Origin of the sequence: Streptomyces sp. NPDC101225 (assembly GCF_044767585.1) — a bacterium.
Taxonomy (GTDB): domain Bacteria; phylum Actinomycetota; class Actinomycetes; order Streptomycetales; family Streptomycetaceae; genus Streptomyces.
In genome coordinates this window covers 49967-66316 of the sequence record NZ_JBIWOE010000039.1, presented here as the reverse complement: position 1 = coordinate 66316, position 16350 = coordinate 49967, and the positions used below count along the sequence as shown (strand labels likewise).

Below are 16350 nucleotides of genomic sequence, written 5' to 3'. Positions count from 1 at the left end.
CATGGCGGAGCGCACTCGCCCGCGGATCCGGAGCCGCGTGTCGTGACACCCGCCCCCTGGCCCCAGCGCGTGTAGCCGGCGGGGGAGAAGGCCTCACGATCGGCTCGCGCCGACGGTCCGGCCGACTCCGGAGTGCTGCGCTCGGTGATCACGTCCCGGACATCGAGAGCGCCCGATGCGCGCTCCACCCGGCGCTGCCCCGGGACAGACCCGTGGTCCTGTTCCGGTGGCGTCCCCTCACGATCCGTCCGCGAGCCGTAGCTCGGCCCAGATGGTCTTGCCACCGCTCATGCTGTGCCGGGTACCCCAGCGGTCCGTAAGTTGCGCGACCAGAAGGAGGCCGCGGCCTCCTTCGTCGAAGGTCCGGGCCCGTCGCAGATGCGGGGCGGTGCTGTTGGCGTCGGTCACCTCCAAGATCAGGGCATGACCGCGGATGAGCCTCAACTGGATGGGGGCGCCGCCATACCGGATGGCGTTCGTGACCAGTTCGCTGACGACGAGTTCTGCGACGAAGGAGACCTCCTCGAGCCCCCAGGCCTCTAGGCGTTCCGCGGTCTGCTTACGGGCGTGGGCCACGACCGTCGGATCCGCGGGCAGGTCCCAGGTGGCGACGTGGGAGGAGTCCAAGGCGTAGGTACGGGCGATAAGCAGGGCCACGTCGTCGGTGGGAGCATCCGGCAGGAGATCGGCGACCACTTTGTCGCAGATCTGTTCCAGCGGCCCGTGCGCATCCGAGAGCGCTTCGCGCAGTCTGCCGATCCCGGCGTCCATGTCGTGGTCCGCGGATTCGACCAGACCGTCGGTGTAGAGCGCGATGAGGCTGTCTTCCGGCAGATCCAGCACTCTCGACTCGAAGGGCAGGCCCCCGAGTCCCAGGGGTGGTCCGGCCGGGAGGTCGGGAAACTGGACGACACCGTCGGGGCGGACCAGCGCGGGGGGCGGATGTCCGGCCCGCGCCACGGTGCAACGACGGGAGACGGGGTCGTAGACGGCGTACAGGCATGTGGCGCCCACCTCCCCGGCGGAGGCCGGGGCATCCCCGTCATCTCGGTCCCAGCCCTCCTCCCGGTCCATTCGCAGGACGAGGTCGTCGAGCCGGGTGAGCAGTTCCTCCGGCGACAGGTCGACATCGGCGAGAGTGCGGACCGCGGTGCGCAGCCGGCCCATGGTCGCGGAGGCGTGAACACCGTGCCCGACGACATCACCGACGACCAGGGCGACACGTGCCCCGGAGAGCGGGATGACGTCGAACCAGTCGCCGCCGACACCGGCCTGCGCGCCGGCCGGCAGATAGCGGGAGGCGACGTCGAGCGCGGCTTCACTCGGAGCCCGCCTGGGGAGCAGGCTGCGCTGGAGCGTGAGCGACGTCAACCGCTCACGGGTGTAGCGGCGGGCGTTGTCGATGCAGACGGCGGCCCGGGCGGTGATCTCGTCGGCCAGAAGCAGGTCGTCGTCGTCGAACGGCTCGGGCGTGCGGTGGCGGACGAAGAGAGCGAAGCCCAGCGGTGTTTCCCGGGCGCGTATCGGGATGAAAAGCGCGGAGTGCATGCCGAAAGCACGGGCGTTCCAGGACTGCAGTGGACGAGTGGACAGCCAGGCGGCGATCTCCGGATCATCCACGTCGAACCGGGCGGGGCGTCCACTGACCAGGGCGTGTGACAGGGGCGACGTGGCTTGGAAGAGGCTGAGGTCCCCAGGCGCGAACACCGCCTCTGGACAGCCCTGGATCACGGAGCGGTTGGCCGCCCGACGCATGGCGGTGGTGTCGGCGGGGCTGCCGGGCTTGGACTCCCCGCCGGAGTAGACGGTGTCGAGCAGATCGACGGCGACGTAGTCGGCGAACCGGTTCACGGCCAGCTCGGCCAGTTCCTCGGCGGTGCGCACCACCTCCAGAGAGGTACCGATGCGTACGCTCGCCTCGTTCACCACGGCCAGCCGCCACCGGGCGCGTGCGGCGTCTGTGATGTCACTCAGGGTGGTCGTCGCTCCTCGGGTCCGCCCTGATGTGTCCTGTACCGGTGAGACCAGCACGGACCAGGTTCGAGGACGTCTCCCCTCCGGGGAGGCAACGGACAGCTCCTGCTGGACCGGTTTCCCTGTTTCCAGCACGCGCAGCACGAACCGCGTGACGTGGTCATGAGGGGAGTCGAGGCGCGGTTCAGCGTCAGGCGGATCGTGACCGGGCCGCTGCTCGACCATCAGTCGCAGGAACGCATGGTTGGCTCCGACCATGCTGCCGCCGGAGTCGTGGACGGCGACCGCCACGGGCAACTGGGACAGAGCCGCTTCCCGGAGAGCAACGTGCGCGCTGACGTGATCCTCCGCTTCCGGAGAGGAGAGCGAGTTCACCGCGTACAGCGTCCAGACGTCCCGTCCACCGGGGCCGCGCTGCCGAACGGCCCAGACGGCCGCGTCCACGGCGTAACCGTCACGGTGTCGCAACACAAGGGTATCGCCCCACTCCGTGCCTTTTGGGAGTCGCGCGAGTGTCGACAGCGGAAGTTTGGCGGCAAGCAACTCGGACGCGCCTCGGCCGACGACTTCGTCGGCTTCGTAGCCGAGCAGGTCCCGGGCTCCGGAACTCCAGCCGACGACGCGACCGCGGGAGTCGATCGAGGCCGTCGGTGTACCGCCCCCGCGGGGAAGACCGCCCTTGTGGTCGGAAGAGTTCTCGCTGTCCATCACCGCTCGTTTCGGTGCTCTGAAGAGACACCGTACTGCGCCGATTGTGCACATGGGGCGCTCTTCCACAATCATGCTGCTCGCTCGCCGGTCGCAACTCGGGGCACACTTTGTCTGTTGTGTGCCCGGATTTCTCCATTATTGTTCCAATCCGGGCATGATCCTCGACCGAGCGGTGCTGGTTCGAGTGACGAAGCAGTGAGCGGTGGCAGCGCCGAGGGGATCGCTGGCCCCCTTCGCCGTGCCTGCGGGAGATACCCGCCGCGGGCTGCGGTCCGGGGCGGTGCGAGAGGAGCGTGAAGGCGCGGCGGCGCGTCCGCTGTTTACAAGGGTGCGACCATCGCTCGGGAAGGTCTGTCGGGACGAACAAATCGTTCCTGGCGGAACGTCGGCCCGAGTGGCCGGGACTGCCGACGTCCGGTCGATCCGAGTTGATCTGCGAATCCCCTCTGGCCTGAAGTCGCGCTGTGTGGTGGCGTCCGCGGGGCGTTTCCCCTCAGCCGTTCCGCCGTGGCGTCGGAAAGGTCGTACGGCCGCGACGGAACGCAAGAGTGAATGATTCGAAGGCCTCGAAGTAGGCCTGTCGAGAATCCGTGGAGGTTTGGGAGTGAAGTTGGAAAACGAACACGTGGCTCCTGTCCCTTCTCGAGCGAAGTCGGCGGGCAAAACCCACTCGATGGTGCGTCGAGCGGGACGAGCCGTGGTTGGTGCGTTACTGGCTGCGCCGCCTTCGTCATGGCTCCGACGGCGCAGGCGTAATCCGCTGTGAACGTCAAGGTCGTCACCGAACTCGATCCGGCCTACCAGAACGGCTATCCGTTTGGGATCGAGTCGACGAGCGGCACCCTCCACTTCTGTCGGCTGCTCACGAATTCGACTACGGAATAAACCGTCTCCGGGCTTCCGAGCAGTTTCTACGCGGCCGTCTTCCTGACTCTGGCGAACAGGACTGCGCGGCGGGCGACGGGATGGCCGGCTGCAACGAGAAGTCCACCGGTGTCCAGCCCGGAGCCCCGAGGCTGAGATGCGCGTCTGCCACCCCACGTTCCCTCAGGGAGGACGTGCCGCGGGGTGCTCCTCCCCGCGGTGATCTGTCGGGGCCGAACGGTCTGAAGGGGTGTCGGCTCCCGGAACGGCCCGCTCAGGTCAGGACGCGTGCCTCTCCTGCGGTTCGAGTGTCTTTCGGGTGCGGGCGCTTGGCACGGGCACCGGTCGGGTGCCCGCGACGACGGTGTTGCTGACGGTGCCGATACCCTCCACGGTCAGGGTCACCGTGTCGCCGGGGACCAGTGGGGGCGGGTCCAGCCTGCCGCGTCGGCCCCAGAATTCGGCGAGGCAGCCGTTGCCGCAGGTGCCGGAGCCCAGAATGTCTCCGGGACGCACCTCGGTGCCACGGGACGCGTAGGCCGCCAGCTCCTCGAAGGTCCAGGCCATGTGGGTGAGGTTGTCCCGCCCGATGACGTTGTCGTTGACCATGGCCATGACGTCAAGGTCGAGACGGCCCTCGCTGTCACGGTGGGCGTCGAACTCGTCCGCGGTGACGAGCCAGGGACCCAGCGTGGTGGTGGAGTCCTTCCCCTTGGCCGGGCCGAGTTTCACCCGCATCTCGAAGCCCTGGAGATCGCGGGCGGACCAGTCGTTGAGGATCGTGTAGCCGATGATGTGTCCGCGGGCCTGCTCCGGGGTGAGGTCCCGGCCCGGTTCGCCTATGACGGCCGCGACCTCCAGCTCGAAGTCCAGGCGCTCGCTGCCGGGGGGCACGGGCACGTCGTCGTGGGCGCCGAGGACCGAGTAGGGGTTGGTGAAGTAGAAGGCCGGCTGCGCATACCACTCGTCGGGAACACGGTCGCCGTATCCCCGGGCCACGCCCTCCACGTGCTGTTCGAAGGCCATGAAGTCGCGGATGGTGGGTGGCTGGACGGGCGGGAGCAGACGTACGTCGGTGAGGGCGAGGGGAGCCGCCACGCCCAGGGCGGTCGCCCCCGCTCGGCGGAGAGCCGGCTCTCCCTCTGAGATGAGATGCAGCAAGGTGGTGCCCGCGGGGAAGGGGTGGATCTTGTTTCCGGAGGTCGAGAGGATTCCGGAGAATGTGGTGCCGTCATGGGTGAAAGTCGCGAATCGCATGATTGTTTCCGGGAGGTCAGTGCTCGATGGGCTCGGAGGTCTGGTTGGCGGGGTGCTTGAATCCGATGAACACGCCGGAGACGGCGGCGGCGGTGAGACAGGCGATCGCCGTGAGCAGCAGTCCGGCGTTGTAGCCGTCACTCAGGGCCCGCTCTGTGAGCGGGGCGATCTTCGCACTGAGGGGCCCGAGCTGAGCGCTGTGCAGCGCGATCGGACCACCGCCTGCGAGGACGGCCGTGGCGGTGCCGTGCTCGGCCGCGGTGAGGCCTGCGCCGGAGAGGCCGGAGGTGATCCGGTCGGCGGCCATGCTGAGGGCGACTGCACCGACGATCGCGGGGCCGAGGGTCTGGCCGAGGTCGCGTACGAGACTGGTGGAGGCACTGGCCATACCGGTGTATTTCTGGGGCACGGTGTTGACGGCGGCTGCGGTCAGCGCGGCGACGACCAGACCGAATCCAAGGCCGTTGAGGACCAACGGGCCCAGCAGCGGGAGCAGCCCGTGCTCGTCGACGGGCACGGCCCGCAGCCACAGCTGTGCCGTCGCGAGCGCGAGGAAGCCGGTGACCAGCATCGAGCCGGGGCCGGTGCGGTGCAGCAGACGGACCAGCAGCGGCCAGATGAACGGGGTGATGCCCTGGATGACCAGGAAGGGCACGGCGGCCTTCAAGGGGGACTGGTGCTGGATGACACCGAGCCGGATGCTCAGGTCGTAGGCGCCGCCGAGGAAGCCGAACATGCCGACCACGGTCGCCGCGGCCGAGGCGGCGAACGCGGGGACACGGAAGAGCTCCAGCCGCAGCATGGGCGTGGCGGAGCGGCTTTCGAGCCGGACGAAGGCGAGGAGCAGCACGACGGCGGCGGCGAGGGCCAGGCTCACCGGAGCGGACCCCCAGCCGTCGCTGGGGCCCTGGATGATGCCGTACAGCAGGCACAGGAGTGACAGAGCCACGGTGATCTGGCCCGGCCAGTCGAGTGCGCGCCCCTCGGGCGCGCGGGACTCGGCAGCGAAGAACCACGTGGTGGCCGCGGTGACGAACGCGATCACACCCACCGCGGCGAACGCCCACCGGAACGAAGCGTGCTCCACCACGGCTCCGGACAGGAGAGGGGCGATGAAGGCGCCCATGGAGAGTGCCGTCGTCCATGAGGCGAGGCCGCGGGCGCGGGCCGCGGGGGAGGTGGTGCGGGCGGTGACCACCGCGAGAGAGGCGGGAAAGAGCGCGGCGGCACCCAGGCCGGAAAGAGCCTGGCCCGTGATGAGCTGTCCCGGAGTATGGGCGGTGGCCGACACCACATAGCCGGCCATCGCTGTCAGGGCGCCGTACACCAGCAGTTTCTTCCGGCCGTAGAGATCGCCCAGCACGCCGAAGGTCAGGGCGAGGACGGCGGCGGGGACCATGAACGCGTCGCTGACCCAGGTCAGTTCGGCTCCCGAGGTCTGAAGGCTGCGCTGGACGACGCCGTTGATGGCCGCGGGCAGCACCAGGCCGATCTGTGCCAGGCACACGGCGAGACAGCCCGCGACCAGGGTGCCGGTGCGATGCCGGGACGCGTCCGTTCCGGCGTGGGTGGTGGACAGCGGTTGAGCGGGGCTGGAGACCATGTCTCCTCCAGGGGGACGGCCCGGCCGGGAGGCGGGGTGTGGCGGCTCGGAGGTGGGTTCAGGCGGTCCGGGGCGAGAAGCGTGGGCAGGCGAGTTCGGCCATGCGGTCGAACAGGCCGGCTCCGTCCAGAGGCTCGAGCCCCGGGTCGAGTTCGCGGTAGACGGTGTGGACGTTCACGGCGAGCCGCTCGCTCTCGGCCAGTTCCGCGAACCGTCCGAGCGGGATGTCGCGGACCGCGTCCCGGATTGTCATCCCGGCGGCGTGGCGGGCGCTCGCCTGCTCGTGCACGTACTCCAGGTAGGCGCGCGTGGCGTGCAGCGCGGACTTGGTGGTGACCGGACCGTGGCCCGGGACGACCGTCTCGGCGCCGAGGCCGATGACGAGATCGCAGGCGGCGACCCAGTTGTCGAACGGTCCGTGCCACACCACGGGGGTTGCGCCGCAGAAGACGATGTCCCCGGTGAAGACGGTGCGGGCGTCCGGCACATGGACGATCGTGTCGCCCGCGCTGTGGGCGGGGCCGACATCGATCAACTGAACGGTGGTGCCGCCGATGTCGAGCGTGACCTCACGGTCGTACAGACGGCTGGGCAGGACGGGCCGGATGCCGGTGAACTCGAATCCGCCGAAGATCCGTCGGGCGAAGCGACCGGATGGCGTGTCGTCGGCCATGAGGAGGGTCATCGCCTCCGGCTGCACCTGCTGCATGTCCGTGATCGACCCGCGTGAGGCGATGATCTCCGCCCGCTCGACCAGCTGGTTGCCGAACCAGTGGTCGCCGTTGCCGTGGGTGTTGACCACGGTCCGGATGGGGGCAGCGGCGGTGAGGGTCGCGAAACCGTCGAGCATCCGACGGGTGAGCCGCAAATCGTAGAGCGTGTCGACGAGCAGGGACTCGCCGCGGCCCACGACGAGGCCCGCGTTGCTCAAGCCCCACCCGCCGTCGGGCTGCAGCCATGCGTGGCAGCGGCCACGCAGGCGGACGTGCTGTGCGGTGGTGCGGGACGCCACGCCGTCTCCTTGGTCCGGGCCACAAGCCCAGGTTTTCGTTAGATGCGAGTCTTACATTGGACGCAAATCTAACTATGCTCTTCGCCGTGGTCAACAGGTGCGCATGGCGTGATAGTTCTGAGGCCATGAAGAGCGAGGAAGCGCGATCCGTCGGTCCCGGCCGCCGGGAACGGAAGATGAGGCAGGTACGTGATCGGCTCTATACCGAGGCCGTTGAGCTCTTCGTCACGCAGGGATACGAGTCCACGACCATGGATCACATCGCGGACCGGGCCGACGTGGCACGGGCCACGGTGTTCAACCACTTCGCGCAGAAGGCGGGAATCCTGGAGGAGTGGGGTGTGCGGCGAAGGGCGAAGGTGTTGGAGATCCTCAGGCGGGAACACGCGGAGGACCTTCCGGTGGACCGGCGGCTGCGGCGCTATGTCGGGGAGCTGGCGAGCCTGAACGTCGAGTCCCGCGCCGAGACGGTCGTACTGATGGAGGCGTCTGCCCGGTTCGGTCAATTGCTCAGGGACCCGACGCCCGAACGGGAGTTGGCCAGGATCGTGGAGGCCGGTGTGCTGCGTGGCGAGGTGCGTCGGGAGGTGGACTCGGCCGTGGTGGGTTCTCTCGTCGCAGCCGGGTACTTCAGCACCGTCATGCGGTGGATTGCGTTCGATCCGGAGCCCTTCGACCTGCGCGAGCGCCTCGAAGAGATGCTCGGCATCGTCCTGGGGGGAATCCTGGTCTGAGGAATTTCGTGGGAACTCGGGGTGACGACGCGTCCAGCCCCGTCGGTCAAGGCTCCCGATCTGTCTCGGCGAGGTGCTTCCTGTGCTGCCGCCGTGGAGGTCCTCATGGGCTCGTACCGCAACGCGGCACGTTCGATTCCGTGCCGCGATCCTGGACGCGACCGTGAACGTGATTCGGTCACTTCCTCCAGTGCTGTTCGAAGCGGTCGAGGCGGGGGGACCGGACCCGGCCCATGGTCGCCGTCCGCGCACCCGTCCCTCCGCTGTCCCGGTCTGCTGAGACTGGAGGTTGGTGGCGGACGGCACGGGCCCTTTGCCGAACGACCGGCTTCATCGGCGTGGACAAGGAGACCGTCACCCCACGTGGAGATCTGTCCCTCCGGGGCCGAAGCCATGGATGGGGACGCGGACACCACGGCCGGCTGGTGTTTGACCCCCGCCTGGTGTGTGGCGATGGTTTCCTGTGGCCGACCGAAGCCGTGATCCACGCACCATGGTGCGTCGTTGCGTGGCTGGGAGGCCCGGAACCCGAACCCCGGGGTTGCCGCAACCGAAGTCGGCAGGGCACAGGGGCGACGGGCGGGATCCGGGGCTCCACTCCGTCGAGGGAACGTGTGGTGTCGAACGGTCGAGCTTCGGTCGGGGCGGTCGAGGCTACTTCGCGACGAGTTTGCCGCCGTCCGCCAGGGTGTATGTCTTTCCACCGAGGGCCTTGTTGGCGGCCAGGGACTTGTCGTAGTAGACGGTGTGGCCGTTGCCGGTGATGTTGGTGATCTTGGTACCGGAGATCTCAGCGCCGGTGAGGCTGGTCAGGGTCGAGTCGGCGGTGACCGCCCAGGTACTGCTGGAGTCGAGGGTCAGGGCCGCCTTGTCGATGGCGCCGGTGAGGCTGCTGCCCTGCTTGAGGATCACCGTGGCCGAGCTGGTGCTGTCCGTCAGGACGTTGCCGGTGAGCTTCTCGCTGTATGCCTTGAGCGTCGCCTTGCTCTTGGCGGTCACGTCGAGGAGCTTGCCGTTGCTCTCCTTGACCTCGGCACCACCCTTGAGGGTGATGGTGGCGGTGGTGTTCGTCACGTAGAACAGGTCGCCGCCCTTCGCGGTGAGGGAGCCGCCGTCCATGGTGAACTCGGCGGTGCCGACGAGGGCGTCGCCGCTGCCGCTCTGGTGCAGCATGACGCCGTTCTTGCCGCCGGTGACCGTACTGTCCTTGAAGACCACCGAGTTGGCGCCCTCCACGACCGCGCCCTCCGCGCCGGTCGCGGTGACTGTCGCCCCGGTGACCGTGATCTTTCCGGTGGAGTAGACGCCGGGAGCGTCCTGGCCGCTCGTGGTGAACGTGCCGCCGGTGACGTCGAGCGTGCCGCCGCCGCGGTCGGTGGCGATGACGGCGGAGTTGGCGCCCGTGGTGTCGGCCGTGACGTTCTTCAGCGTCAGTGTGCCGCCGCCGGAGGCCATCACGCCGTGCGCGTACTGGCCGGTGGCCTTGATCTTTGTGCCTGTGAGCGTCACCGAGGAACCTGAGCCGTACGCGAAGACGCCGTTGGCGCCCTTGCCGGTGGTGCTGACGGTGCCGCCGTCGAGGGTGATGCCGCCGCCGTTTTCCGCGAGGACGCCCGCGTTCAGACCGTAGAAGCTGCTTTCGTCGGACGAGGACGTGGTGCCGGAGGTGGTCACCTTCGCGCCGGTCAGCGTCAGCTTGCCGCTCTTGGTGACCAGCACCGCGGACCTGTTCTTCGTGGACGAGGTGTACGACGCCCCGGACTTGGAGACGGTGCCGCTCTTGAGCGTGTACGTGCCGGTCGCCGTGTACTGCTGGGTCGAGGCACCCGGACCGCCGCCCGACCCGTCCGGAGCGCCGGACGGCGGGGTACCGCCCGGGCCACCAGCCTGGGCGCTTGCAGAGGCGGAGGTCGAGGCAGTGGAACCCGCGGTGGAGCCGCATCCGACGAGTACGAGGGAGGCGACGAGCGCGGTGGCGGCGAGAGCGGATCTCGACAGGTGGTTTCGGATCGGTCGGCGGTCCATCGCTTCCTCCGTTGGTGATCACAGTTGACGGGCATCCGCTTGAGGCGGGCTGCCCGAGCAGCCTCGCGCTCACCGCTGTGACGTCACTGTGCGATACCCATGGGCCCTCTGCGAAGAGGCTGCCGGGCACGCCCGCACCGGGCCGACGCCTTGCCGACCTGGACGCCATCGGTCGGCACCCGCCTCGGCTGCCCCGCGTCGCACGCGCACCACCGTTTCACCCACGGTGTCCGGCGTGGGTCACGATCTCACGCAGCCGAGCCCATGCTCCGAAGAAGCTCCGACGTGAACCTGAAAGGCCTCTGATCTGGGCGTGGTTGACTGCTGCCGAGACAGTCCGACGACCGTTGACCCCGTCAGGTTCTGAGAGCGGACAAGGAAACGGATGACCAACACCCGACTGAAGACAGTCCGCCGGTCCTTCGCCCTTCTCGCCGGGACAGCGGCGCTGGCGGTTGTACCGGGAGCACAGCCGGCTGCCGCCGCGACGACCAGGAGCCTCATGGTCAACAGCGACGCCGACGTGCCGTACTGCCTTTCCGTGGGGCTTTGACCGGCGTGGTACCCGTGTAGGCGCAGAGTTCCTTGGTGATGCGGTCGAGCATGAACGCCGAGGATTCCTCGGCCCGTTCCTCCCAGGCGAAGACGCAGGCCGTGGCCACGCCGTCGAAGTCCAGCTCGCGGAGTGTGCCGAAGAACGCCTCCCAGTCGACCTCGCCCTGACCGATGTCGAGGTGCTGGTGGATGCGGGCGGTGGTGCCGGGCGGGTTGAGGATGTAGCGCAGGCCGCTGGAGCCCTTGTGGTTGAAGGAGTCCGCGATGTGCACGTGCCGCAACTTGTCCCCGGCGTGGCGCAGCATCGCCGCGATGTCCGCCGTCGGGTCCGCGCCCGACAGGTGGAAGGAGTGCGGCGCGCAGTACAGGTAGTTCACCCACGGCTTGTTGACGGCGCGGACCAGGTCCACCGCGGGAGTGTTCTCCTCGCAGAAGTCGTCCGGATGGGCCTCCAGGTTGAGGGCGATGCCCTCCCGCTCGAAGAGCGGCAGCAGCTCCTCCAGCGAGCGCCAGAAGGCGGCCTCGCTCTCGGCGGCGCGTTCGGGCCGGCCGTTGAACTCCGAGTTCATCAGCGGGCATTCGAGGTCGGAGGTGATCTCGATCATCCGCTTCCAGTTGCGGACCGCGGCCTGCCGCTCGGTCTCGTCGGGCGAGGACCACTTGTACAGCGGCAGCACCGAGGAGAGCTGGACGCCGTGCGTGCGCAGGGCCCTCTTCAGCTCGGCGACGCGCGCGTCGTCCGCACGTGGGTGCAGGAAGAACGGCATGAAGTCGTCACGTGGTGACAACTCGATGTACTCGTAGCCGAGTTGGGCGACCGTGCGCACCATGTCGTCGATCGGCAGGGCACGGAACATGTACGGGTCGAGGGCGATCTTCACGCGGCACCTCCGTAGCAGGCGGGACGGGGCTTGAGGTCGGTGCTGACGACCCGGCCCGACTCCAGGGCCTCGACGGTCGCCGCGGTGATGACGGTGGCGGCGTAGCCGTCCCACGCCGAGGGGCCGGTGGGCTCCTGGCCGGCGGCGACACCGGCGATCCACTCGCGGAACTCGGTGTCGAACGCGTCCCGGAAGCGGCCCACCCAGTCCGTGAGCACCTCGGTGCTGTGCTGTGCGGCCGTGCGCACACCGACGGCGGCCGGGTCGGGCAGCCGTACCAGACCCTCCTCGCCGACCGTCTCGCACTGGATGTCGTAGCCGTACTGGCAGTTGACGAAGACCTCCAGGTCGATACGGACGCCCTTGGCGGTCTCGAAGAGCATGATCTGCGGGTCCTTCAGGTGCGCGAACCGCTTGGCCGTGGCGCGCGGTGTGACGACCTGGGTGGAGACGATCTCGTCGTCCAGCAGCCAGCGCAGCACGTCCACCTCGTGCACGGCCGTGTCCAGGGCCGCCATCGCGGAGGTGTACGACTGGGGCACGGTCGGGTTGCGGTGGGCGCAGTGCACGATCAGCGGGGCACCGATCCGGCCGGAGTCGATGACCTGCTTCATCTGCCGGTAGCCGGCGTCGTAGCGGCGCATGAAGCCGACCTGCACGAGGCGGCGGCCGTGCGCGGTCTCGGCGTCGATGATCCGCAGACAGTCCTCGGCGGTCGTCGCGAGGGGCTTCTCGCAGAAGACCGGCTTGCCGGCGGCGATCGCGCCCAGGACGTGCTCGGCGTGGGTGGGGCCCCAGGAGGTGACGAGCACGGCGTCGACGTCGTCCGCCGCGGCCACGGCGGCGCCGTCGGGCAGCACCCGTGCGCCGACCGGCTCGGCGGCCTCGGCGGCACGCGCCGGGTCGATGTCGGTGACCGCGGTGACCCGGGCGTCGGGCGTTCCGATCCACACCCCGCAGGAGCCGCCGGCCCAGGTCAGGACGTGGGCGCTGAACCTCGACAGCGGCGAGGTCGTGGACGACCGCCTGCTCATCGACCACGGGTACGAGCGCCCGAGGCTCAACCTGGGGCATGTCGGCAGGCCGAGCCGCTCCTGCTACCTCCTCGACGAGCACGGTGACGGCTACACGGGCAACGGCGTCCTGAAGTACGACCTCATCGACGAGAAGGAACTCGGATACGTCGACTACGGGGACATGTACGGCGGAGAGGCCCTGTTCGTTCCCAGGCCCAACGCCACCGACGAGGACGACGGTTATCTGGTCGACCTGCTCATGGACGCCACACGCGCGGAGTTCGTCGTCATCCAGGCGAAGACCATGAAGGAACTCGCACGACTGCACCTGCCCCGGCGCGTCCCGTTCGACGTCCACGCCGCCTGGCTCGCCCCCGAGGAGATCTCGAGTCTCGCGGCCTGAGCGGGCAACACGGCCCCCGAAGGCCACGTATCGGCGCCGTCGCACCCGGCGCCAGATGCCGGCCTCGCCCGTCCGACGGACGACCGGCAGCAGACACACGACCATGGACGGAGACCCGCGTGCGACTCGGCGTGCACCTGCACAGGTTCCCCCGGCCCCGGGACGGGGCGGGGTACGCAGGCGAACTGGCCGCGACCGGCACGGCGGCCGAGGCCGCCGGAGTGAGCCGGCTGTCGGTGATGGACCACTACTTCCAGATGGAACACAACGGCGGTGCCGAGGACCCCATGCTGGAGTGCTACACGGCCCTCGGCTTTCTCGCCGCCCGCACCTCCACCGTGCGACTCGGGGCGCTGGTGACCGGAGTGACCTACCGCCATCCCGGCCTGCCCGCGAAGATCGTGACCACCCTCGATTCTGTCTGCAGATGTGGGATCCCGGGGACAACGGGCCCTTCGAGGGCAGGTACTACCGTCTGTCGGAGACACTCGGCGTCCCACCGCCTGTGAGTGCGCCACGGCCCGAGATCATGATCGGTGGCGGTGGAGAGCGCAAGACCCTTCGCCCTGTCGCCCGCTACGGCGACGCCTGCAATCTCTTCGCCACCTCGCCGACGGAGGTGGCCCACAAGCTGGACGTGCTCCGGGCCCACCGCGAAGAGGCAGAGCGCGACTACGACCGGATCCGTAAGCCGGTCGTCCATGCCGGGGGGCCGTTGCACAACGGGCGACATCGATGCTTTTGTCAGTGAGATGTCTGACTATGCTCCTCTCGGCGTCGAGACCGTGATCGTGGGATGCCCGCCGGAAGGCTCCGCGGCCGAGTGGATCGAGCGCTGTGCTGCCCCTGCCGCTCGCCGTCTCGACGGACTCGGTCGCGGCGACTGACCGGATGGAGGGGCGGTGCGGCGGCCGGGGGCGCGGCGGGAGTGAAGGCGAGGCCGAGGAACGATGCCGGGAGATATGTGATCACCGTCGAGGAGACCGCGGGCGTACCTCCGGGCGGTGGCCGACGGGTCCGCGGCCGCGGCCGGTGAACGGCGTCCCGGCGCGCCCCGGTTCCAGCCGCTGGGACGACGGCTCGGCACCGGCCGACCGACGCCCTAACGTCGGGCCCATGAGAGCTGCAGTCATTCATGAGGCCGGGGGAGACCCACAGGTTCGGGACATCGACGAACCGGAACCCGGCGCGGGAGAGACACTCGTCCACGTATCGTCGGCCGCGCTCAACCCGCACGACCTGATCGTCGCGGCCGGCGTGAACCAGCCTCCCCCGGTGCCCTACGTTCCCGGTACGGAGGGCGTCGGGACGCTGACGGACGGCTCACGCGTGTACTTCGGCCTGTCCAGCCCCCCGCACGGCTCCCTCGCGGAGCGGGCGGTGGCCCCCGCAGACTCGGTGCAGCGGATTCCGCCGGACATCGGCGACGGCGAGGCACTGGCCGTGGGGGTTGCGGGCGTATCGGCCTGGCTGCCTCTCACCTGGAAGGCGGGGCTGCGGCCCGGCGAGCAGGTCCTGGTACTCGGCGCCACCGGCAGCGTCGGGCGGATCGCCGTCCAGGCGGCCAGGGTGCTCGGTGCCGGGCGGGTCGTGGCGGCGGGCCGCAACCGGAAGGCACTCGACTGGCTGGGGGACCGGGGAGCCGACGACACCGTCGTGCTCGACGGCGACTCCGCGGAGGCGCTGGCGAAGGCGGGGGGCGACGGCTTCGACGTTGTCCTGGACCTGGTCTACGGGCCGCCCTTCCTTGCCGCCCTGCGGGCCACCCGCCCCGGCGGGCGCATCGTGAACGTCGGCATGCGGGCCGGACGCACGGTCGAACTGCCGGGAGGCATGCTGAAGCGGCGCGACCTGCTGACGTACGCGGGTGACCAGCCGTCCGCGGACCTCAGGCGTCACGCCTACGCGGAACTCGTCCGGCACGTCGCGGCCGGCGACATCGACGTGATGTTCGAGGAACTGCCCCTGGAGCGGGTGCCCGAGGCGTGGCGACGCCAGGCATCGGGCCCGGACACCAAACTCGTCCTCCGCCTCTGAGGACCTGTCAGTTCCTCGGAGACCATCGCCCGCGTGCCGCCGGCGCGCTCGCCGCCGCCGACCGCCGGCACCGCGCGCAACTTCAGCACGAAGCAGACTCCGGCGGCGACGGGCTCGGTCGCGCACGCGTGGCAAGTCGGAGCCGCAGACCAGCAAGGACCGACGCGGCCCGGAGCGATCCGCAAGACCCTGCCTCCCACCTTCAGCTCACCCTCGCAGCCGTAGAGGTGCAGGGACCACAGGGCGGGCAGGCACCAGTCGTCGACCGGGCTGACAACGCCGTGGAGGCCGATGCCCAGGTCCGCCATGGACGGCAGCTGCGCGATGGGTACCCGCCAGACGAGTGGGGTGATCGGGTCCGGCACAGGGGGACGCTACACCGGTGACATCACGCGACCACCGTCGTCCCTGCCGGCGGCCGTCGGGTGAGAACGGACCACCGATGTCGGCCCCGACCATTGTCTTCCCCACGGCACGCCGCCTACGGTCGTGGAAACCGACCAGGACACGGATGACACCATGGTGCTCTTGCCATGCCCGAGGAAACCGCTGCCACGCCCTCCTTCCTGACCACCGCGGAGTCACTGTCCACGTTCAAGTGTCCGGACCGGTTCCGCGACGCCAGGCTGGGGATCTGGTCGCACTGAGGGCCGCAGTCGGTGCCGCGACACGGTGACTGGTACGCACGCCACATGTACATGCAGGGATCGGACCAGCTCGCTACCACGTACGCACCTATGGGCACCCGTCCGAGTTCGGCTACAAGGACGTTGCCGCGCTCTGGAAGGCGGAGAGGTTCACCTCGACGGGCTGGTGGATCTGTACGTCCGGTCCGGCGCCCGCTACTTCGTCGCCTGGGCCCCACGACCTCGGAGAATCCGGACGTGTGGTCCTCAGCGGGGGCGCAGGCACGTCCCTTCAACGGAAGTGCGCCATAAGCCTTTTGGGAGCGCTCCCAAAATGCCGCAGGTGAGAATTCCTCGGCAGTGGTCTCTTTCGGTACGACCGTTGGTCGATGGTCCGGTGTGTCGAGACACGCCTTTGCGGTTCTCCGGTGCCTCCAATTGGACTGGCAGGTGAGTGCAGGTGTTACCGACGGAAACGTGAAGGAGGCTCATCTTGTTGGTATCGGGTGCCGCTTCGCCTGAAATGCCGGGCTACCGCCCATCGAGGCGGGTGTTTGGTGACCTGTGCGGACGCCGCGCCTGCAGCCCTGGTGGCCCGCTGCCTCGCCGGGCTCGAAGATCTGCTCGTAATGGTGACGCATCGTCAACTCTC

Annotated in this window: 10 protein-coding genes and 1 pseudogene; 4 read left to right on the top strand and 7 right to left on the bottom strand. The window is 69.1% G+C overall.

The window, feature by feature from the left end:
* Nucleotides 1-237: 237 nt before the first annotated feature.
* The 4 genes from ACIRPX_RS36760 to ACIRPX_RS36745 form a co-directional block, all read right to left on the bottom strand.
* Complete coding sequence (locus tag ACIRPX_RS36760) at nt 238-2682, bottom strand: SpoIIE family protein phosphatase (protein ID WP_404203495.1); 2445 nt, start codon at nt 2680-2682, stop codon at nt 238-240.
* Nucleotides 2683-3828: 1146 nt separating this feature from the next.
* On the bottom strand, nt 3829-4806 hold the full coding sequence (locus ACIRPX_RS36755) for a fumarylacetoacetate hydrolase family protein (RefSeq protein ID WP_404203493.1): 978 nt from the start codon (nt 4804-4806) through the stop codon (nt 3829-3831).
* A 16-nt stretch (nt 4807-4822) separates the two neighbouring features.
* On the bottom strand, nt 4823-6409 hold the full coding sequence (locus ACIRPX_RS36750) for an MFS transporter (RefSeq protein ID WP_404203491.1): 1587 nt from the start codon (nt 6407-6409) through the stop codon (nt 4823-4825).
* 58 nt (nt 6410-6467) lie between these two features.
* A complete protein-coding gene (locus ACIRPX_RS36745) occupies nt 6468-7421 on the bottom strand; it encodes an MBL fold metallo-hydrolase (protein ID WP_404203489.1) in 954 nt (317 codons plus the stop codon).
* A 74-nt stretch (nt 7422-7495) separates the two neighbouring features.
* Between ACIRPX_RS36745 and ACIRPX_RS36740 the strand changes: the two genes are divergently transcribed.
* Nucleotides 7496-8155 (top strand): TetR/AcrR family transcriptional regulator, encoded by a 660-nt coding sequence (locus ACIRPX_RS36740; protein ID WP_404203488.1) that lies wholly within the window; start codon nt 7496-7498, stop codon nt 8153-8155.
* A gap of 654 nt (nt 8156-8809) precedes the next feature.
* Here ACIRPX_RS36740 and ACIRPX_RS36735 read toward each other — a convergent pair.
* From ACIRPX_RS36735 to ACIRPX_RS36725, 3 genes are all read right to left on the bottom strand, one after another.
* Nucleotides 8810-10180, bottom strand: coding sequence for a right-handed parallel beta-helix repeat-containing protein (locus ACIRPX_RS36735; RefSeq protein WP_404203486.1), 1371 nt, complete (start codon nt 10178-10180; stop codon nt 8810-8812).
* A gap of 506 nt (nt 10181-10686) precedes the next feature.
* Nucleotides 10687-11616, bottom strand: a complete 930-nt coding sequence (locus ACIRPX_RS36730; RefSeq protein WP_404203484.1) for a sugar phosphate isomerase/epimerase family protein — start codon at nt 11614-11616, stop codon at nt 10687-10689.
* Entirely contained in the window at nt 11613-12596 is a 984-nt protein-coding gene (locus ACIRPX_RS36725) for a Gfo/Idh/MocA family oxidoreductase (protein ID WP_404203519.1), read from the bottom strand. Before ACIRPX_RS36725 ends, ACIRPX_RS36730 begins: the two co-directional genes overlap by 4 nt.
* Here ACIRPX_RS36725 and ACIRPX_RS36720 point away from each other — a divergent pair.
* The 3 genes and pseudogenes from ACIRPX_RS36720 to ACIRPX_RS36710 all read left to right on the top strand — a co-directional run bounded on the left by ACIRPX_RS36720 (nt 12523) and on the right by ACIRPX_RS36710 (nt 15072).
* On the top strand, nt 12523-13035 hold the full coding sequence (locus ACIRPX_RS36720) for a carotenoid oxygenase family protein (protein ID WP_404203482.1): 513 nt from the start codon (nt 12523-12525) through the stop codon (nt 13033-13035). The genes ACIRPX_RS36725 and ACIRPX_RS36720 overlap by 74 nt on opposite strands.
* A 119-nt stretch (nt 13036-13154) precedes the next feature.
* A pseudogene (locus tag ACIRPX_RS36715) lies at nt 13155-13922 on the top strand (LLM class flavin-dependent oxidoreductase).
* 229 nt (nt 13923-14151) lie between these two features.
* Entirely contained in the window at nt 14152-15072 is a 921-nt protein-coding gene (locus ACIRPX_RS36710; protein WP_404203480.1) for a zinc-binding alcohol dehydrogenase family protein, read from the top strand.
* The last annotated feature ends 1278 nt before the right edge of the window (nt 15073-16350 follow it).